Source organism: Paenibacillus macerans, from assembly GCF_900454495.1.
Taxonomy (GTDB): Bacteria; Bacillota; Bacilli; order Paenibacillales; family Paenibacillaceae; genus Fontibacillus; species Fontibacillus macerans.
The window spans coordinates 1,884,559-1,905,432 of sequence record NZ_UGSI01000001.1 but is presented as its reverse complement, the minus strand read 5'-3'; the positions used below and the strand labels follow the sequence as shown (position 1 = coordinate 1,905,432).

The 20,874-nt window shown below is 55.7% G+C and carries 16 protein-coding genes; 14 read left to right on the top strand and 2 right to left on the bottom strand.

The annotated features are described in order from the left end of the window. Positions 1-51 precede the first annotated feature (51 nt). The 13 genes from DYE26_RS08710 (at position 52) to DYE26_RS08650 (ending at position 15,568) form a co-directional block, all read left to right on the top strand. Positions 52-858, top strand: a complete 807-nt coding sequence (locus DYE26_RS08710) for a fumarylacetoacetate hydrolase family protein (RefSeq protein ID WP_036623682.1) — start codon at positions 52-54, stop codon at positions 856-858. An 18-nt stretch (positions 859-876) separates the two neighbouring features. Beyond that, entirely contained in the window at positions 877-1,464 is a 588-nt protein-coding gene (locus DYE26_RS08705; RefSeq protein ID WP_036623680.1) for a nitroreductase family protein, read from the top strand. A gap of 432 nt (positions 1,465-1,896) precedes the next feature. Then, positions 1,897-2,811 (top strand): transposase, encoded by a 915-nt coding sequence (locus tag DYE26_RS08700; RefSeq protein ID WP_115311196.1) that lies wholly within the window; start codon positions 1,897-1,899, stop codon positions 2,809-2,811. A 594-nt stretch (positions 2,812-3,405) separates the two neighbouring features. Next, positions 3,406-3,915 (top strand): MepB family protein, encoded by a 510-nt coding sequence (locus tag DYE26_RS08695; RefSeq protein WP_036623676.1) that lies wholly within the window; start codon positions 3,406-3,408, stop codon positions 3,913-3,915. Positions 3,916-4,044: 129 nt separating this feature from the next. Then, positions 4,045-4,536 (top strand): Cys-tRNA(Pro) deacylase, encoded by a 492-nt coding sequence (gene ybaK, locus DYE26_RS08690; RefSeq protein ID WP_036623674.1) that lies wholly within the window; start codon positions 4,045-4,047, stop codon positions 4,534-4,536. 360 nt (positions 4,537-4,896) lie between these two features. Continuing rightward, a complete protein-coding gene (locus DYE26_RS08685; RefSeq protein ID WP_082207815.1) occupies positions 4,897-5,805 on the top strand; it encodes an aldo/keto reductase in 909 nt (302 codons plus the stop codon). Between the two features lie 364 nt (positions 5,806-6,169). Further along, positions 6,170-7,702 (top strand): galactarate dehydratase, encoded by a 1,533-nt coding sequence (gene garD, locus DYE26_RS08680; RefSeq protein ID WP_036623672.1) that lies wholly within the window; start codon positions 6,170-6,172, stop codon positions 7,700-7,702. A 370-nt stretch (positions 7,703-8,072) separates the two neighbouring features. Continuing rightward, the gene (locus tag DYE26_RS08675) at positions 8,073-9,257 is read left to right on the top strand and encodes a glycerate kinase (protein ID WP_036623670.1); all 1,185 of its coding nucleotides are present in this window, start codon (positions 8,073-8,075) and stop codon (positions 9,255-9,257) included. A gap of 21 nt (positions 9,258-9,278) precedes the next feature. Next, a complete protein-coding gene (gudD, locus tag DYE26_RS08670; protein WP_036623668.1) occupies positions 9,279-10,646 on the top strand; it encodes a glucarate dehydratase in 1,368 nt (455 codons plus the stop codon). A 50-nt stretch (positions 10,647-10,696) separates the two neighbouring features. Continuing rightward, entirely contained in the window at positions 10,697-11,620 is a 924-nt protein-coding gene (garR, locus tag DYE26_RS08665) for a 2-hydroxy-3-oxopropionate reductase (RefSeq protein ID WP_082207814.1), read from the top strand. A 20-nt stretch (positions 11,621-11,640) separates the two neighbouring features. Next, a complete protein-coding gene (dapA, locus tag DYE26_RS08660; protein ID WP_036623666.1) occupies positions 11,641-12,549 on the top strand; it encodes a 4-hydroxy-tetrahydrodipicolinate synthase in 909 nt (302 codons plus the stop codon). A 118-nt stretch (positions 12,550-12,667) separates the two neighbouring features. After that, positions 12,668-13,819 carry a CdaR family transcriptional regulator gene (locus tag DYE26_RS08655; RefSeq protein WP_036623664.1) on the top strand — a complete coding sequence of 384 codons (1,152 nt, stop codon included), beginning with the start codon at positions 12,668-12,670 and terminating at the stop codon, positions 13,817-13,819. A gap of 423 nt (positions 13,820-14,242) precedes the next feature. After that, entirely contained in the window at positions 14,243-15,568 is a 1,326-nt protein-coding gene (locus tag DYE26_RS08650; RefSeq protein ID WP_036623663.1) for a gluconate:H+ symporter, read from the top strand. A 133-nt stretch (positions 15,569-15,701) separates the two neighbouring features. Here DYE26_RS08650 and DYE26_RS08645 read toward each other — a convergent pair whose 3' ends face one another. Together DYE26_RS08645 and DYE26_RS08640 are read right to left on the bottom strand one after the other, a co-directional pair. After that, positions 15,702-15,914 (bottom strand): MerR family transcriptional regulator, encoded by a 213-nt coding sequence (locus DYE26_RS08645; RefSeq protein ID WP_036623661.1) that lies wholly within the window; start codon positions 15,912-15,914, stop codon positions 15,702-15,704. Between the two features lie 409 nt (positions 15,915-16,323). Continuing rightward, positions 16,324-16,809: a hypothetical protein gene (locus tag DYE26_RS08640; protein WP_036623659.1), complete on the bottom strand. Its 486-nt coding sequence runs from the start codon at positions 16,807-16,809 to the stop codon at positions 16,324-16,326. A 395-nt stretch (positions 16,810-17,204) separates the two neighbouring features. Here DYE26_RS08640 and DYE26_RS08635 point away from each other — a divergent pair, with 395 nt between their 5' ends. Next, the gene (locus DYE26_RS08635) at positions 17,205-20,738 is read left to right on the top strand and encodes an S-layer homology domain-containing protein (RefSeq protein WP_051985494.1); all 3,534 of its coding nucleotides are present in this window, start codon (positions 17,205-17,207) and stop codon (positions 20,736-20,738) included. Positions 20,739-20,874: the final 136 nt, after the last annotated feature.

Sequence of the window (20,874 nt, the reverse complement as noted above, 5' to 3'; positions counted from 1 at the left end):
GCAAGGCCGGAGAGGCCTGAATCGCGCCTGCACAAATCCGGAGGACGTACCATGAAATTGCTGCAGTTCAAGAACGGCGGCGGGTTATGCATCGGCTGGAAAACGGAAGATGCCGTCTATAATTTAAGCGGTTTTGCCGCTGTTCTCAGGGCGGTGAACGGGAAGGATAAACAAAGCGATTTTCGCGTCGACGAGGATGAAATTGAGTTTGCGTCCGTCGTGCTGAATCCGGAGAAAATATTGTGCGTGGGCCTGAACTATCTGTCCCATGTCAAAGAGTCCAACATGGCTGTTCCGGATTCGCCCGTGCTGTTCAGTAAATTCAACAACGCCTTGGCCGGTCACAAGCAGGACATCGTCCTGCCGGCAACGGCGCGGCAAGTAGACTATGAAGCCGAGCTTGTCATCATTATAGGCAAAGAGGCGCGCAATGTCTCCGAAGCGGATGCGTTATCCTATGTTTACGGGTACACCGCCGGAAACGATATTTCCGCCCGCGACCTGCAAATGAAAACGAGCCAATGGCTGCTGGGCAAAACGCTGGATTCCTTCGCGCCCATCGGACCGTACCTTGTCACCGGCGATGAATTGGACCCGGCGCGTTTATCCATCGAATGCAGAGTGAACGGAGAGTTAAGGCAGTCCGGCAATACGGAAAATATGATATTCGGCTACGCTGAGTTAACCAGCTACATATCCCGGTACATCACGTTAATGCCGGGCGATTGTATTTTTACCGGAACGCCCGAAGGCGTCATCCTCGGCGATCCGCCGGACCGCCAGACCTGGCTGAAGGCCGGAGATGAGCTGGAAGTGACGATTGAAGGCATCGGACGGTTAAAAAACAAATTAGTTTAAACTTAAGGAGTGTTCAAAATGGCTAACGCCGCAGATCTGCGCAAACCTGGTTTTGAAGTATCCTCTCAATTTATCAATCGTTGGTCGCCGCGGTCTTTTTTGGAAAAAGAAATCCCCGAGGATGTCCTATTCAGCCTGTTTGAGGCGGCGCGTTGGGCTCCTTCGGCATCGAACGTGCAGCCATGGCGGTTTGTTATCGCCCGCACGCCGGAGGACCGCGAGAAATTCCATTCTTTTATTTTGCCTGGAAACCTCGTATGGTGCACAAAAGCCCCTGTCCTGGCCGTCATCCTGTCCCAAACGGCGACCGAGCGGGGAGCCAACGGGTGGCATGCCTTTGATGCGGGCGCCGCTTGGGGGTATCTTGCTTTAGAAGCCCATAACAAAGGTTTGATCACCCATGCGATGGGCGGTTTTGATCAAGAAAAAGCCCGCGAAGTGCTGAATGTGCCTGACTATTATGCGATTCAAGCCGTGATCGCCATCGGATATCAAGGCGAAAAAGAAGTGCTTCCGGACAACCTGCAGGAGCGCGAACAACCGAACGACCGCCGTCCGTTGAAGGACTCCCTGTTTGAAGGTTCCTTCGGGAAGGATGCGCTTTAATACTGGCAAATTAAACGATATAGAAAACACACCTTTATTGGGGGTGTGTTTTTCTATTAGGCCCTGTCAAAATAGAGGCGTCACGATCCACCAAGGCCAGCGCATCTACCTTTTGCACCGTAGCCGTTTCGATCAGTGTCACAAATCGACGCCAGGTGAGGGGGCTGTCTAAAGGGACCATCTAAAGCGTTCGTGTCTTGGTGTCTTTGCCTGCCTTTGCACGATTATCCCCATCATTCAGGAGCGGGGAGCAGTGGGTGGGGCTAGAGCAAGTCAAGGGTTCCAAAAAAAGAGAAGAAAAAACACAAAAAAGATGAGGAAAAATGCGGCGGTTCAGGTGAGATTTTCGGCTTGATAAGGGAACGTATGTTTGATATAATGAAATAAATGGAATTTAAGTTCGATGTATTCTTGATTCGGGGGGCGAGCAACATGGAGATCAATACGGGAACGGAACTTCAACCATTCAGCAGCCGTTACCAAAGCGAGCAGGCCTGCATGGAGGCGCTAATCGCGATGAAGTGGCCAAACGGCTTCGTCTGCCCGCGCTGCGCTCACACCCGGTGCAGCCGTCTGACCTCCCGGCATATCCCCTTATTCGAGTGCGGAAAGTGCAAGCATCAAACATCGCCTTTGGTCGGCACGATTTTTGAAGGAACGCATCTCCCCCTGGTGAAGTGGTTCCAGGCCCTGGAGTTGTTCCTGCTTGAGGGCGGCATCTCGGCGATGCGGCTGCGCCAGGTGATCCGGGTCGCCTACAAGACCGCCTGGTCGATGCTGCACAAAATACGCCATGCCGTGGGGGAGTTCGATGCCCGGGAGCTGCTCTCCGGAGACGTGAAGGTAAACAGCGATCAGTATGGGCGTAATCCGTCCCGGTGTCAGCTTTCGCATCCGTACGCCTCGGCGGTCGTAGCGGGATGCACGGTCACGGAGTCGGGCGAGCTGGAACAGGTCAAAATCCGCCTGGTGCCAAATAAGCGGGGAGGCGAAAAAAGGGCAAACCGTCACGAACTCGCCGCTTTCATCAACGAACATGTGGATACCCGTACAGCGGCGGTACAGTTGTTCCCCTTGGCCTTTCGGCTGTATGCACCCTTGCGGAAAGTGGTGAGAGAGGCGTGGGAATCGCTGAAGAGTACGTATGGAGCCTTGGGACTGAAACATCTGCAGGCGTACCTAAACGAATACACCGGACGCCGCCGGCTGCGCCTGCAAGGAGGACTGCCGGGAGCGGAAGAAACGATGCGGCAGAAGTTACTGCGCATGTGTGTGGCGATTCCCGCGATCCCTTACCGCCGGCTGATCGCACGCCAACCGAACCAGCCCCTTGCGGCTGCGGCCTGATCGTGATGTTTGAACGGTGGGGGTTACTTGATGCGGATCAACTTAATGGGTAGGGGTTAGTATGAACTGTGTCGGCGTTGCTGCAGACGGAAGGGTTCAGGCTACAGCATAATCACGGTCTTTTCGTTTCCCTCGCGTCTTGTCCTTGATCTTCTGTCTTGATCTCTTGTCCGGTCTGTTTCACCTCCCCTAAACCTGATTACTTTTCCTAAGCCCGTCTAAATTATCTCAAACCTATCCGCTTCTCTACCAAATATTCCCTTTTCCCGAGCTTGCCTGTTTCTCTGCTACCTGATCAAACGGGATAATCGTGCAAAGCGCCCGGACAGTAAGTGTTGATCTGCCTCCCACCCCAAGAAAAGAATACTTTAATTCGTTAGGCAGTTGAGTTAGGTCGGGCTGATGGTCTATAACAATGAAACACCACCTCTGTCTGATCGTAGAAGCTCGTCACTCTCGCTTTACCAAACGAAGCAGGATAGCTAGTTCAGAAACGTGATAAAACAAGAAAATTTTGACGGTATTTTATGATTAGCCCATTCTATTCAAGAAGGCATTGGATTACGTAGTATAGAAAATAAGGAGTACAAAGCAGTGAATGAATTTTATAAGGAGTTAACATATGTAAATAAAATTTTTTATGAACCAAATCACTTAACTATAAGTGCTATTCGAGAAGAAGCTCAAAATTCAGATTATGGGGCTGGTATGTTTCAACTAAATTCAAAATCGGTTAGATTTAGAGTCGCAAAAATAACACCTAACAAGATAGGGCAGTTTGTTGCTTTTTGGGAAAAAGATGGAGATCATAAAAACCAAGCCTTTTCATATGAAAAGGCTACTGATTTATTGGTTATCAATACTTTTACTAGTAATAATAAATTTGGACAATTCGTTTTTCCAAAAGAAGTTCTTGTAAAACAAAATATCCTTAAAACAGCCACTACAAAAGGAAAAATGGCTATTAGAGTATACCCTAGATGGGAAAATCCCACTAGCAAACAAGCTATCGAAACACAAAAATGGCAGTTAGCATATTTTGTTGAGGTGAACAAAACAAATAGTTTTCCAGTACAAGAACTATTAAAGCTATATTCTAACTAAAATTGGAAAGTCCAACGTTTAAATTTAACAGAGCCTTCTACTATAATCGATCGTTACCTGTTTATCGGCGTCTAAGGGTGATAGGATATATAGTTGAGACAGAAAACGAGAAAAAGGAGTGGCAAAAGTATGGCAGACGTCAAAACGAACGCCTTGCGATTGCTCGATAAATCCAAAACGCCATACAAAGTTTACGCGTACGACCCGGAAGACGGACAGATTCACGGGACCGCAGTCGCGGACAAAATCGGCAAGCCGCCGGAGAAGGTCTATAAAACGCTGGTCGCCCATCAAGGGACGGCGATTTTTGTGTTCATCGTCCCGGTCGCCGCGGAGCTCGATTTAAAAAAGGCGGCCAAAGCCGCCGGGGTCAAAAAAGTGGAGATGCTGCCGCTAAAGGACCTGCAGCAGCGGACCGGTTACGTGCGCGGAGGCTGCTCGCCGGTAGGGATGAAGAAGCTGTATCCCACCTTCCTGGACAGCTCGGCCGAAAGCCTGGATACCATGCTGGTCAGCGCCGGCAAAATCGGGCTGCAGATGGAACTGGATCCGCATTCGCTGGCCGAGCAGGTGAACGGTAGGTTTGTTCCGCTGGTCCGGGAGGAGGAAGAGGTTAGCTGACATTTTCCTGCGCTTGTCCTTGTTAAAATGTCTTGACGCCGAAAGAAGCGGCCGATAGAGATAGACGTTCTTATCATTTTCTTGCGGTGGGGGAAAAATAACGGCATAAATTACTTCTATTTCTCTCAAATGAACGGGCATTGCCGAATTAACGCCATTTTTTGCTCTTATTTTTTTCGGTCCAAGTCCACCGCGTTGAAAAGCTGAATGGGTTAGAATGAGGATGCTACCTTATTTCCATATGGGATGCAAGAGCATTCGACCATTTTTGGGCCGCCGCACAATGCAGGAGAGGAGTTCGTGTGGTAAGTTTATTGCAAGTAATAGAATGGGTCCAACCCGCGAATGGAGGTTACGGAGATGAACGCAGGCGAAAATATTAGCCGCCGGGACCAAACCGGCTTGATCCGGGAGACAGCCATCGGACACGTTAGGCTGGCCGACGGTACGGAAGTGGCCGCCCTCGGCCAGGGCACATGGCGCATCGGCGACAATCCCCGGCGCAGGCAGGAGGAAATCGCCGCGCTGCAAGCAGGCGTAGAGCTGGGCATGAATCTCATCGACACGGCGGAGATGTACGGGGAAGGCCGCGCCGAATCGCTCGTCGGCGAAGCGCTTAAGGGGAAACGCGACAGTGTGTTTCTCGTGTCCAAGGTATATCCGCACAATGCGGGCCGGACCAGGATTTTTCGCAGCTGCGAGGAAAGCTTGAAACGGCTCGGCACCGACAGGCTCGACCTGTACCTGCTGCATTGGCGGGGCCGCGTGCCGCTGGAGGAAACCGTGGAATGCATGGAGCGACTGGTCGAGCAGGGGAAAATCATCCGCTGGGGCGTTTCCAATTTCGATACGGCGGATATGCGGGAGCTGGCGGCCCTTGCGGACGGCAGCCGCTGCGCCGTCAATCAGGTGCTGTACCACCTCGGCTCGCGCGGCATCGAATACGATCTGCTGCCTTGGCAGCGGGATTGCGGCATGCCGATCATGGCCTATTCGCCGCTGGCCCAGGCGGGCGAGCTGCGCACGGGGCTGACGGAGCATCCCGCCGTGGTGCGGGCGGCCGAAGCGCACGGAGCGTCGCCGCTGCAGATTCTGCTCGCCTGGAGCATCCGCGGCGGAAACGTCATCGCCATCCCCAAAGCTTCTACCGTGCGCCATGTGACGGAGAACGCGCAGGCCGCCCGGATCACCTTAAGCAACGAGGAAATCGCCGCGCTCGATGAAGCTTTTCCGCCGCCGGACCGGAAGGTCCCGCTGGATATTATTTAATGAAAACCGTCGGACGGACCAAAACCGCTCTGGCGGTTTTTTTTGAGATATAAAATTCAGATGCGGGTGAAGAGGGGGAAATCCCAAGAAGTGCAAATGTGCATGCGAATTTCGTCGAGGTTCCTCGAAATAGGCGGCTCAACCGCAAAAATGCATTTCATTTCCGGTCAAAAGTTTCTTTTTTCAGAACGTGGGAGGATAAACGTTAAGCGGGCGCGGATTGCAAATTGCAGATATCGAATTATTGTGCGGAAGTCCAAATTTTTGTTGGTCAAAACCGCAAAACTTTGGGTTGGGCGCCAATGTGAAAAAGAGTACAAAGGAGTATAGTGAAGTCATGCGGAAGAGTAAGGAGGCTGTTCAGATGAATGATTTACGCAATGATGCTCCTTTGTATATTAAGGTTCATGAAAAAGATAATGTGGCGATCATTGTGAATGCGGGAGGTTTGCCCGAGGGCACCGTATTTCCTTGCGGCCTTAGGTTAACGGAGTATATCCCCCAAGGGCATAAGGTTGCCTTGGCGGATGTGGCCCAGGGAGAAGCCGTCGTTCGTTACGGTGAAATTATCGGCTGCGCGGTGCGCCCTATCCCGCGAGGCAGTTGGGTGAGCGAGTCGTTCATCGAACTTCCGACGCCGCCGTTGCTCCGCGAGCTGCCGCTCGCCACCAAAGTGCCGCCGCTCCAGCCGCCGCTTGAAGGCTTTACGTTCGAGGGATACCTCAATCCGGACGGTAGCGTCGGCACTAAAAATATCCTCGGGATCACGACGAGCGTACAGTGCGTGTCGGGGGTGCTCGATTATGCGGTAAAGCGGATTAAGGAAGAACTGCTGCCCCAATATCCGCAGGTAGACGATGTGGTGGCGATCCATCATACGTATGGCTGCGGCGTGGCGATCCAGGCCTCTGATGCGGAAATTCCGATCCGCACCCTTCGGAACATCGCGGCTCATCCGAATTTCGGCGGCGAGCTGTTGGTTGTCGGCTTAGGCTGTGAGAAGCTGCAGCCGGATCGTCTCATACCGGATAAAGACAGCGCTTCCAAAATAGTTTCGCTCCAGGATTATCAAGGTTTTATTCCTATGGTTCAAGCGATTATGGAGATGGCGGAAGCACGGTTGGAGAGATTGAACCGCCGCAAGCGCGTCACTTGTCCTGCTTCCGGTTTGACGGTCGGCCTGCAATGCGGCGGAAGCGACGCCTTCTCCGGCATCACGGCGAATCCGGCCGTCGGTTATGCCGCCGATCTGCTGGTGCGCGCCGGGGCGACGGTGTTGTTCTCCGAAGTCACCGAGGTTCGCGACGCCGTTCATCTGCTTACGCCGCGGGCCGTAAACGAGGAGGTCGGGCGGGCGCTGATCCGTGAGATGGAGTGGTACGACGCCTACTTGCAGCGCGGTCAGGCCGACCGGAGCGCCAATCCGACGCCTGGAAACAAAAAAGGGGGCCTGGCGAACATTGTGGAAAAATCGCTGGGTTCGATCGTCAAATCCGGCGGCAGCCCGATCACGGCGGTTCTGGCGCCCGGTGAAAAGGCGGCGCAAAAAGGGCTGATTTTTGCCGCGACGCCGGCCAGCGATTTTGTGTGCGGGACGCTTCAACTAGCTTCCGGCATCAATGTGCAAGTGTTTACGACCGGCCGGGGTACTCCTTACGGGTTGGCGATGGCGCCTGTAATTAAAGTGGCGAGCCGCGACTCATTGGCCGAGCAATGGCCTGACCTGATCGATATCAATGCGGGGCGGATCGCCGGCGGCGAGGCCACGATCGAAGACGTCGGCTGGGAGATTTTCAGATTCATTTTGGACGTGGCCAGCGGGCGCAAGCAAACTTGGGCCGAGCACTGGGGGCTGCATAACGCAATCAGCCTGTTCAATCCTGCGCCCGTTACATGAACAGCCGTCTTTATTCACCTGAACAGGGCCGACTATCCGGGATAGGCGGCCTATTTTTTGCCGGCGAGGCATTGTGCCAAAGCCCAATTTTACCGGGAAAAAGCGAAAAAACTTTGTGAGTGCGGACCAATGTGAAAAACAGTACAAGAGTGTATAGTGAAGTCATGCGGATAAAACAAGGCGGTCCGGGCAGCGCCGGGATTCCCGGCAAAGTACGGCAAGTGCGGACCGAGCCAAGTTGCCAATCCGAAGCTACATAGCGTTTGTCCCGTGTGTTCGCGGCAAAAATGAAAGCGCCATCAGCTTAGGCTTTTTATTTTTGCCGCGGGGATTTTGGTTGCAGGCAAAGAGAGACGGTAGGAGTGATGGAATGAAAATTTTGATTGCGCCCGACTCGTATAAAGGCAGTCTCAGCTCTAAGGCGGTGGCGGACTGTATGGAACAGGGCGTACTGGAAGTGCTGCCCGAAGCGGTAATCCGTAAAATTCCGATTGCCGACGGCGGCGAAGGCACGGTGGAAGCGATCCTCAGCGCCGTCGGCGGCGAATGCCGAAAACTGGAGGTGGTCGGCCCGCAGGGCGAGCCCGTGATCGCCGAGTACGGCATCTTCGACGAGGGGCATGCCGCCGTCATTGAAATGGCGTCCGCATCGGGGCTGACGCTGGTTCCGGCGGAGCGGAGAAATCCGCTGACGGCCACGACCTACGGCACCGGACAGCTCATCAAGGCCGCGCTGGACGCCGGCTGCCGGCAGCTGATCATCGGCATCGGGGGCAGCGCCACCAATGACGGCGGCGTCGGCATGGCCCAGGCGCTGGGCGTGCGCTTTCTGGACGCGGCGGGCGCGGAAATCGGCTTCGGCGGCGGCGAACTGCAGCGGATCGCTTCGATCGATACGACGGGGCTTCATCCCGGCGTTGCCGGCTGCGAAATTACGATCGCCAGCGATGTGACCAATCCGCTTTGCGGGGAGCAGGGAGCCGCGCGCGTCTTTGGCCCGCAAAAAGGCGCCACGCCGGAGATGGTCGCCAGGCTTGACGCCGGCCTGCGGCATCTGGCCGGGATCATCCGCGAGCAGCTTGGCGTCGATATCGCCGGCGTCGCCGGCGCCGGGGCGGCGGGCGGTCTCGGAGCGGGACTGATCGCCTTCCTGGACGCGGGCATGGCCCGGGGAATCGACATTGTAATGGAAGCCGCGCGATTTGCGGAGGAGGTCCGCGATGCCGATCTCGTCCTGACGGGCGAAGGGCATACCGACGTTCAGACGGCGTTCGGCAAAACGCCCGCCGGCGTGGCCAAATTGGCCAAGCTGCACAACAAGCCGGTGATTTGCGTCTCGGGCGGAATTGACGCGGAAGCCCGCGGCATGTACGACAGCGGCATTGACGTGGTAGTAGGAGCCACCCAGGCTCCGATGACGCTTGCCCAGGCCATCGCTCAGGCGCCGGCCAATATCCGCCACGCCGTTTCCTCCGTTTTGCGCGCCATGCTTATTCCGCAGCGGTACGGCTCCGGAAACCGGGGAGAGGCAGCGCGCGCTTCGGGGGAGCTCTGATCACTTGAAAGGAGAATCGAGATGTTGAATCAAACAGCCAAACAAGAGAATCCGGTACTGCAGGGTACGCCCGTCATTACCGGAATGCGGGTGGTTCCGGTCGCCGGCCGGGACAGCATGCTGCTGAATTTAAGCGGCGCGCACGGCCCCTATTTTACCCGCAACATCGTCATCCTGGAAGACAGCTCCGGCCATACCGGGGCCGGCGAGGTGCCGGGCGGGGAGAGCATCCGCCGGACGTTGGAGGATGCGCGCGCGCTGGTGATCGGGCAGTCTATCGGCACGTATAACCAGATACTGGCCCGGATGCGGACGGCGTTTGCGGACCGGGACGCCGCCGGGCGCGGGCAGCAAACCTTTGACCTGCGCGTCGCCATTCACGCCGTTACCGCCGTGGAAGCCGCCCTGCTCGATCTGCTTGGCCAGTACCTGGGCGTTCCGGTCGCCGCGTTGCTCGGCGAAGGCCAGCAGCGCAAGCGGGTGAATGTGCTTGGGTATCTGTTTTATGTGGGAGACCGCATCAAAACGGATCTGCCCTACGCCTCCGAGCCGGACAGCGAGGTGGCCTGGTACCGTCTGCGCCATGAAGAAGCGATGACGCCGCAAGCGATCGTGGCGCTGGCCGAAGCCGCTTACACCAAATACGGCTTTGCAGACTTTAAGCTCAAGGGCGGCGTGCTGCGCGGCGAGGAGGAAATCGAGGCCGTCACCGCGCTGGCGGAGCGGTTCCCGGATGCGCGCATTACGCTTGATCCGAACGGCGGCTGGCTGCTGAAGGACGCCGTGCGCCTATGCCGCGATCTGCACGATGTGCTCGCCTACGCCGAGGACCCGTGCGGCGCGGAAGGGGAATATTCCGGCCGCGAAATTATGGCTGAATTCCGCAGACAGACCGGCCTGCCGACGGCCACGAACATGATCGCCACGGATTGGCGGCAGATGGCCCACACGATCTCGCTGCAGTCGGTGGACATCCCGCTGGCCGATCCGCATTTCTGGACGATGCAGGGCTCGGTGCGGGTGGCGCAAATGTGCCGCGAATGGGGGCTCACCTGGGGCTCGCACTCCAATAACCATTTCGACATCTCACTGGCGATGTTCACGCATGTGGCCGCGGCGGCTCCGGGCGAAATTACGGCGATCGACACGCATTGGATTTGGCAGGAGGGCGCCGAGCGTCTTACCAAGGAACCGTTCCAAATCGCCGGCGGCATGATCGAACTGCCGGAGAAGCCGGGGCTTGGCGTGGAGATCGATATGGAGCGGATCGAGCAGGCCCACAACCTGTACAACAGCATGGGCTTGAACGCGCGGGACGATTCCGCGGCGATGCAGTACCTTGTACCGGGCTGGAAATTCGACAACAAGCGTCCTTGTCTGGTGCGATGATTGTAAAAATAGCTGACTGATAGGAAAGTTGATTGATAGGAAGGCTGACTATGAAGCTTGACTATAAAACGGGAGGAGAAACAAAGATGAAGACAATCGGATTTATCGGACTGGGCATCATGGGTAAGCCGATGAGCCTCAACCTGATCAAGGCGGGCTACAGCCTGGTGGTGATGGACCGCAACCCGGAGGCGGTGAAGGAACTGCAAGCGGCCGGAGCGAAGGCGGCCGCTTCTCCCAAAGAAGCGGCCGGGCAGGTGGATGCCGTTATCACCATGCTGCCGAATTCTCCGCACGTTAAAGAAGTCGTGCTTGGCGAAAACGGCGTCATCGAAGGGATTAAAGCGGGGGCCGTGGTCATCGACATGAGTTCCATCGCGCCGCTGGTCAGCCGCGAAGTGGGGGCGGTGCTGGCTGAGCGGGGCATTCCGTTCCTGGACGCCCCGGTCAGCGGCGGCCAGCCGAAGGCGATCGACGGCACCTTGTCCGTCATGGTCGGCGGCGACAAAAAAGTATTCGAGCAAAGCTATGACTTGCTCAAGGCGATGGCCGGTTCGGTCGTGCATACCGGCGACGTCGGCTCCGGCAACATCACCAAGCTGTCCAACCAGGTGATCGTCGCCCTCAACATCGCCGCTATGTCCGAAGCGTTTGTGCTGGCAAGCAAGGCCGGCGTGGAGCCCGAGCAGGTATTTCAGGCGATCCGCGGCGGCCTGGCGGGAAGCACGGTGATGGAGGCGAAAGCGCCGCTGGTGATGGACCGCAAGTTTGACCCGGGCTTCCGCATTGACCTGCATATCAAGGATTTGACCAACGCGCTGGACACTTCCCATGAAATCGGGGTGCCGCTGCCGCTGACGGCCTCCGTGCTGGAAATGATGCATGCGCTCAAAGCCGACGGCCTCGGGACCGCCGATCACGGGGCGCTGATCCGCCATTATGAGAAAATGGCCCATACCGAAGTCAAACGATAATTAGTGAGGTGAGCGAATAAATGGATACGAGCTTTATCCGCGGGGTGATTCCCCCGATTGTCACGCCGGTCGACGGCGAAGAGCGGCTTGATGAGCAGGGGCTGCGCCGTATTGTGGATCATGTGATCGAAGGAGGCGTACACGGCATTTTGGCGCTGGGCAGCAACGGCGAGTTTTTCGGGCTGGACCCGGGGGATCAACAGCGAGTAGTGGCGGTTACTGCCGAGCAAAGCGCGGGGCGCGTTCCCGTCTATGCGGGAATCGCGGCGATCTCTACGCGGGAGGGCATGAAGCAGGCCCGCAAATACGGAGAGCTTGGCGCGCGGGCGATCTCGATCCTGCCGCCGATGTTTATTACGCCGACACAGGATGAACTGTTTGACCATTTTAAGAAAATCGCGGAATCAACCTCATTGCCTGTACTGTTGTACAACAATCCGGACAAAGTCGGCAACAACATTACACCCGCTCTGCTGGAGCGGCTGGCCGAAATTCCGAATATCGTGGGGATCAAGGACAGCAGCGGCGATCAGACGCTAACCGCCGAATTCATCCGCCGCACCAGAGCCAAGGGATTTAAGGTGCTGGCGGGAAGGGACATCATGATTTTAAGCACGCTCGTCTACGGGGGCGCCGGCTGCGTGGCGTCAACCGCCAACGTGGTGCCGCGGCTGGTCGTGGAAATTTACGACAAGTTCATGGCGGGCGACATCCAGGGGGCCCTGGAGGCGCAGTACAGGCTGGCTCCGCTGCGGATGGCCTGGAACCTCGGAAGCTTCCCGGTGGCGACGAAGGATGCGGTCAATTTGATCGGACTCCAGGCGGGCAAGCCGATTTTGCCCAATACCTCTTGCTCGGAGGAGAATCAAGGCAAGCTCAGGGCGATTCTGGAAGGGCTTGGGGTTATTCGGTCAAGTCAAGACCAATGAAAAATCGAACATTTAGGTATGGAACCTGTAAATGATGATGAATCATGCAGGGAGCCGGGCCAGCTATTGTAACAACAATAGTTGGCCTGTCCTATTTTTGCGCCTGGAGGGGATTCGAATGAAAATAACGACCGAGCTGGCCTTGCCTATCGTCGTCCAATTGATGTCCGTCATGGAGTTCAATATCAACATTATGGACGACCAAGGGGTTATCGTCGCCAGCGGAGAAACGGAGCGGATCGGCAGTCTGCATGAAGGCGCGCTGCAGGTGCTCGGCTCCAGAAAACAGGTGCTGATCGGCGAAGCGGAATGCCTGAGTCTGCCGGGCTCCAAGCCCGGAGTCAACCTGCCGATTGAGTTTCAGGAGAACATTGTCGGCGTTGTCGGGATCACCGGTAATCCCGACGAGGTGTACCGATTCGGAAAGATCATCAAGATGAACGTGGAGGCGCTCCTGCAGCAGATCCATATGAACAAGCAGCTGCACTTCCGTAAAATGGTGCTGGAAAGCTTTATTATGGAGCTGATCAGCCCGTATGAATTCTCCGAAAAGAAGCTGCGGATGACGGCCCGTACGCTGCAACTCGACGTCAACGCCGAACGCAGCGTGATGGTCGTGGAGATCGAAGAGATGAAATGGCCGGAAGAGACGATAAACGGGGAGATGCTGCAGAAAACAGGTGAGCGCAAGGAGCAGTTCTTGAACGATTTGAAGGCGATGGTCAGTGTGCAGGCGCTGTACGCCTATGTGGAGGACGGTGCTTTTTTTATCGCCATTCCCGTAAGCGATTTCCTCCAGCCCCTGGTCGGCAAAATTGAAGCTTGTCTGCGCCGGCGGGGCTACCGCTACTGTATCGGTGTCGGACGCCCGCGCAGCGGTCTTGCGGGGTACAAGCAATCGTACGGCGAAGCTCGCCGCTGCATACGCTTAAGCCGAAAATTCGGACGGCAGCCGCAGAGCGCCAGCTTTATCGATGATTGGGGAATCGTTCCTTATCTTGAGATGGTGCCGCCGGAAGCGCGAACGGAATTTTTGCAAAAATACGGGTTGTTCCCCCAAACGCTTAACGAGGAGTACAAGCTGACGCTGCGCACGTTTCTGGACTGCGACCTGAATGTGAAGCAAACCGCGGGCTTGCTGCATGTGCATAGAAACACCCTGTTTTACCGTCTGGATAAAATATCCCAGCTGCTGCAGCTGGATTACCGCAAATTCAACGATCTCGTCAAAATGAAGCTGCTGCTTACTTTCGAACGGCTGCAGGAGTAACGAAAGAGCCTCAGGCCCGCTCGCGGCTGTTTCGGCCTGAGCGGCGACGCAAGCCCTTGTTCCGCAGCACAATTTTCCCGCTGAAATGCGCCGCCGATTTTGGATGGGCAAACAATGTGAACCAAGGAACATGCTGCTATATTTTAACTATACCGGAGAGCGGGATGACCTTGTTGGAGCGGCCCTGATAAGACTTATTTCGTAAAGAGGTTTGCGCAACACAGCAATTTTTCGAGAAAAGTAACAACCAGAGGAAGCTATCAATTGCGCATTGTTCAGGCGTCTTGTTGAAAGCGCTTACTGAAATGTTTCGATGATGGCATAAGGAGGAGATACGTTTGTGTTCAGAAACCGGAAAGTGTTTACATGCTTAACCCGGATTAACTCACTTAACCACAAAATGGACGATTGGAGGAATAGACGATGCCGTTGTTAATCGTTGCGCTAGGGGTGGCGCTATTGCTTGTGCTGATGGTGGGCTTTAAGCTCGAAGGCTTCATTTCGCTCGTGCTTGTCGCGATTGTGGTGGGGTTGCTGAACGGCCTGACGTTGTCGGACGTGGTGAATTCGGTGGAAGAGGGGATCGGCGGGCAGCTTGGCCATCTGGCGCTGATTATCGGCTTTGGCGCGATGCTCGGCAAGCTGATGGCCGACTGCGGCGCCGCGCAGCGGATCGCCATGACGCTGACCGCCAAATTCGGCGAAAAAAGATTGCAATGGGCGATTCTGATTACCGCTTTTGTGCTTGGCGTTACCCTGTTTTTTGAAATCGGCTTCATCCTGCTGATTCCGATTGTCTTTACGATTGTTTCGCGGATGAAGGTAAATCTGTTATATATCGGCCTGCCGATGGCGGTGGCTTTGTCCACAACGCACAGCTTTCTGCCGCCCCACCCCGGGCCGGCGGCCGTGGCCAGCGTGTTTGGCGCCAGCATGGGCAAGACGCTGCTGCTTGGGCTGGTCATCGCCATTCCTTCGGCGATCATTGCGGGGATATTTTTCTCGAAAACGAAATTGATCCGCGGCATGAATCCCGCGATTCCGGAGGGACTGTACAACACCAAGGAGTTTACGGAGGAGGAAATGCCGAGCTTTGGCGTCAGCCTGTTCACCGCGCTCGTGCCGATCGCGCTCATGGCGGTGCTGGCCGTTGCCGAAATGGCGATGCCGCAGGATTCCGGCGCCTTTAAAATCATCGCTTTCTTTGGGGAATCGGGGATTGCGCTGTTGATCTCGGTGCTGATCGCCATCTATACGTTCGGCATTGCCCGCGGCCGCAAAATGAAGGAGATTATGGGCAGCGTCGGCGCCTCGCTGAAATCGATCGCCACCATTATGTTTGTCATCGGCGGCGGGGGCGCCTTCAAGCAGGTGCTGGTGGACAGCGGAGTTGCCGATTATATCAAGGATATGATGACCGGCCTTAACATTTCGCCCCTGATTCTTGCCTGGATTATCGCCGCCGTGCTGCGGCTGGCCCTGGGGTCGGCCACGGTTACCGTGATGACGGCTTCCGGCATCGTGCTGCCGCTGCTGGGCATGAGCGGGGCAAGTCCGGAGCTGATGGTGCTGGCTACGACCTCGGGCAGCGTGATTTTTTCCCATGTCAACGATCCGGGCTTCTGGATGTACAAGGAATACTTTAACCTGTCGCTGCTGGATGCGATCAAATCAAGGTCCGTTTATACGACCATACTGGCGGTTTGCGGATTGCTGGGGGTATTGGCCCTGAACGCGGTGATGCCATAAGCGCCGGCCGCGGGGCGATCGGCTTTTTCGGTCTGATGACTCTGCGGATCGCCCCTAAGTTCCCTTTTGTTCCCCGGCTTCCGTCAGTTCGATCAGCCGGTCCACATAGTGGATGCCGCGCATGCGCATGCGGTTAACCCCATTCGGGTACTGCAGCGAATTTCTGGTCATCCGCCGCCTGTTCCAGATTGTTGTGATCGAGCTCCCGGATCACTTCCTTGATGAAGTCCAGCGACCACACCGCTGTGCGCAGCGTCCCGATGATAAGAATCCGGCGGATCTGCGCCGGGCTGAATGACCGGTATCCATTGTCCGGGTTGCGCGACACTTCAATGAATACGGCCAACCGCCTGTCTTCAAAATAGCGGCACTTTATGTGCTTATGATCCGGAGACCGGGCATGTTAGCTATATTAGCGGCATTTTATGTACTTATTTTCCTTTGAATGGTCCGTAACGGGGCATTTCCTTGTGGTGTGAGGAAAATAACGGCATAAATGGTCTCTATTTCTCTCAAATGAGCAGATATCGCCGGAATAGCGCACTTTTTTGCCTTTATTTTTTTTTGGGGGGGGAGGTTCTGTGGGCAGGTTCCCTCGGCACTTTACCAATGAGCTCCGCCGGCTGATCGGCGGGCTCTTGCTTTAACGATCCGCGGCGCATTCTTGCCTAAGGGCCTTCGTTCGGTCCAAGTGATATCGGCTTGCAGGCTGAACGGGTTAGGATGAAGATGTAAAGCTGCCTGTTGGGCCATCTTCATTTCGGCAATTCTTCCGCGCTAATGATGATTCCTGCCCGGTCCAGCACTTTCAGCCGGTATTTGCGTCCGATTTCCAGGTTTACCTCTTTACTGGCGAAATCGAATATTTCACCGTCCGTCGTTTTCGCTTGATCGCTGCCCCGCCGCGGGTCCCATTTGTCCGCGATGACCGCTTCCTTGATCACGGGACCTTGAATAAAGTCCGCGGTGAGGCTGCCCAGCATGAGCAACGGATAGAGCGACATCAGGGCGATAAACGCCGGGAATAAATATTCGATCTTATGAAAGCCTTCTTTCTTCGGCCTCATTCTGCGCAAAATATATGTAAAGAGGAAACTCAAAAAGAGGAGCACGGCGCAGAAGCCGGTCAAGTTGATCCATAAAATATCCCGCACATCCCCCCTGTACCTGGCAAGAATTCCCCACGTTCCGATAAGCCAAAACGCCGCAATGGCGATGCGTATCATGTTTCTTTTTTTCATGGATAACCTCCTTTGTTTGCTTGAATATCCACCGATACTCTAGCGAACTCCTTGTAGCAATCAAAAATAGGCCAATACCCATACTATACAACACTGAACCAAAAAGTGCTTGCAGCAGCAGGAAAACACCGGTTAAAAATAGTAACGCTCCGCTCCGCTTACGCCAAGCATAGGCTTGTGCGCCTTTGTGAAGACCGTACTGCCGAAAGTGTCCGCAGAAAAGCTGTGGAAAAAGTCAGCCGACTGCTCCAAAACCGGGCGGCGGCGTAGTTGAACGAATGATTCAAAAATGTTTCAATTTTTAAGGAAATGGTTCCCATTGGCACCTCCTTTTTTTATACTTTTTATTGATAGTCATTATTAATAGATACTAGTTATCTAAAAGGAGAGAAGTGATGAATATTGGTATAAAACATAGAGCAGCGCTGTTCCTGCTTGCCGTGCTGCTAATGATCCCCGCAAGTCCGCTGTCCGTTTCCGGGCACGCGCTTGCCGCTTCGGCTCTTCCCGCGGATCTGCAGGGCCATTGGGCCGAAGAAGTCTTGTCCCGCTGGCTTGAGCAGGGGCTCATCTCCGGCTTTGCGGACGGGAAGATCAGACCCGATCAGCCGGTCACGCGGGCGGAGTGGATGGCGATGGTGAACGGGCGGTTCGGTTTGGCCGCCGAAGCGGGAACGCTGGCTTTTGCCGACGTGAAGCCGGCGGCATGGTACGCCGCCGCTGCCGCCGCCGCGGTCCGGCAAGGTTACATCACCGGCTACGCTGATGGAACTCTCCGGCCGAATGCGGCGGTTACGAGAGCCGAAGCGGCCGTGATGCTCGGCCGGCTGGGCCAGCTGGAGCCGGCGGTTGAGGCGGCTTCGTTTACGGACTCGCTTCCGGCATGGAGCAAAGATGCCGTCGGCGCTGTCGTGGGTGCCGGGTGGATGAACGGCTATTCCGATGGCACGTTCCGCGGAGCAACAGCGCTCACCCGCGCTGAGGCGGCCGTAACGCTCGACCGCACATTCGCGGCGATCCAAAAGGCCGAGAAAAGCGAAAGCTTATCCGGCGACATGGATCGGCCCGGCGTATATGGCCCTACTGAGGGAACGGCGGAAATCTCCGGCGACGCGGCAATCCGGACCGATGGGGTTACGCTGCAAAATACCGTCGTTAAGGGCAATTTGACGATAGCGGAGGACATTGGCTCGGGGGAGGTCCATTTGTGGGGCGTCACCGTCGAGGGACAACTTCGCGTTATCGGCGGTGGAATCAACAGCGTGTATCTGTGGAATACGGCGGCAAATCAACTGGTCGTAGACAAAGAGGACGGCAAAGTCCGGATCGTGGCCTCCGGCGATACGACCTTGGACACGACGGATCTGTTTTCGGGAGCGATTCTCGAAGAACACGAAATGAGCGGCGGCGGGCAAGGTTTTGTGCTTATTAATGTCGCGTCGCAAGCGGCAAAGTCATCGCTGGTGCAGCTCCGCGGCGAAGCTGAAACCGTCCGGGTAGCCGCATCCGGAATTCGCTTGGAGCTGTTGTCCGGACAAATCGGCCGGCTTGAAGTTCTGAGCGGAGCCATAAACAACGTGGTTTATTTGGCGCAAGGCACAAAAATCATCGTTGCGGTATTGAGCAGCCCGGTTACTTTCGAGGGGCCGGGTCAGGTTCTGCAGAAGATTTTGGGCTACGAAGTGCAGGGGGGAAGCGGCAGACGGTCGCATAGCGGAGGCGGTTCAACGACACCGACGAACCCGCCCGATCCGCCCGATCCTGAACCGACGGTGACCAAACTCGTGTATAGTCCCGAGAAACTGGAATTTGACGGTGTAGGCCATGAGATCAGCGTTGCGTTGACGGCGGTGCTGAGCAACGGAGCGGAGGTCAAGGCAACCGAAACGGCTGACTGGTACAGCGAGGATGAAGCGGTAGCGACCGTCGCTCAAGGGACGGCAACTTCGCAAGGCGAAGGCGAAACCTGGATCGGCGCAAAATACGGAGGGCTAACGGTCCGGATTCCGGTCAAGGTTTCGGTTCCGCAAACTCCCGTGCCGACGGTGACCAAACTCGTGTACAGTCCCGAGAAACTGGAATTTGACGGCTTAGGCGAGCAGGCCCGTTTGACGCTGAAGGCGCTCCTAAGTGACGGCTCGGAGGCCGATGTAACCGAAGCGGTCCTATATAGCTGGGACCCAACGATCATAACCTTTGAAAACGGGGTCTTCACATCATTTGGCGAAGGCGAGTCCTCGATTTTTGCGCTTTACCAGGGTTTGTCGGTTCGGATTCCGGTCAAGGTTTCGGTTCCGCCGGCAGCCGCGCCGGCATACCGGGCGGCGCTGAGCGCCACACCTGGCGATTCGGTTGCCGGCGCGGAAATCAATCTCACCCTGCGGGTCGAAAAATCCGACGGCAGCTTGGATACCGGCTTCTCCGGCACGAAAAAAATTACGATCAGCGGGGTCGAACAAGCGCTGGACAGCAGTTACGGCACGCTGGCCGGTACGATCTTAACAGGTTCTTCGGGAGAAGCGGACCTTCTGTTTACGGACGGCGAAGCGACCTTCACCTTTGCCTTGAATAAGGCAGATTTACAGCGGTTGGCGTTTGCCGTAGAAGGCGTTGTTATCCCGACGGATGAATTCGCGATAACGATTGCCCCAGCGGCCGCGGCGCAGCTTCAAATCGCCACGCAGCCAAGCGGTTCCGTGGCCAGCGGGGAGACCTTCGCGGTTCAGCCCGTCGTTGAAGTGATGGATGCCTACGGCAATCCGGTCAAAGACAGCTTGAGCGTCGGAGTTAGCGTAAGCGGAGAGACTGCCGCGTTGACGGGGACGACATCCGTTCAAACGACAGACGGCAGGGCCTCTTTTACCGATCTTGGATTGGTGGGCGGCGACTCTACGGTGACGCTGCAATTCACGGCGGGTTCGCTGCCTTCGGCCGCAAGTTCCCCCATTACGGTCCGAGCTTTTTCCGCGGGCGATGGAACGGCAGATACACCGTATGTCATTACCACGGCGGCCCAACTGGATAGTATCAGATATCATTTAAACGGTCATTTCGTTTTGGGCGGCGATATCGATCTTAGCGGCTACAGCGGCGGCTTGGGATGGACGCCGATCGGTATCAGTAACGCCGGTTTTACGGGGACCCTGGACGGCCAAGGATTTACGATTCGCCGCTTAACCTCTCTTCGTCCTGGTGGTGCTTCGATAGGATTGTTTGGTTATATCGACGGGGCAACCATCACGAATCTGAATCTGAGCGACGTGAACGTTTTAGGTTATATGTACGTTGGCGGGTTGGTCGGATATATGAACACCGGAACTGTAAGCGGAGTTCATGCGGAAAATGTAACCATTAATGGAACATCCGAAAATTTGTGGTTCGCCGGTGGTCTCATAGGAAACATGGCAGCAGGGACTATTAACAGGTCTTCGGCCACCGCCGTGAATCTTAACGCAACTTACTATTTGGGTGGACTTGTTGGCGCAACCGGAGCCGCCTCCTCCATTACGGAATCGTATTCCAGCGGGGAACTGTTCATCAACGGCGCCAATTTAGGCGGGCTGGTCGGTACTAATTCCGGTACGATCACCGATTCTTATTCGCTTGCCAACATAACGGGAGCAAGTTCCACTGCAGGCGGTCTCCTTGGCATAAACAGAGGAGCAGTCCTCAATTCCTATGCTGCCGGAAGTTTCTATAGCAACGCCGTTCAGCTTGGCGGTCTTATCGGCGCAACCGACGGCGGCACGGTCACCGGCTCTTATTACGACTCGGACGCCACTGGTCAAACCGACACCGGCAAAGGCATGCCGAAAACAACGGCGGAAATGCAGCAGCAATCCACGTTTGCGTCCTCAGGCTGGAATTTCACATCGACCTGGGCAATCGACGCGGGCGGCTATCCGTATTTGAAATGGCAGCGGCCATGATCGATGTCATGCATTCATATCGGAGCTATGTTCCGGGGATACAATTGTCTCCGGAGCGTAGCTCTTTTTTTTTGGAAGCATGCCGGATTTGATTATTCGTTAACATTCTCTGTCTATACTAAGAATTATATATCTA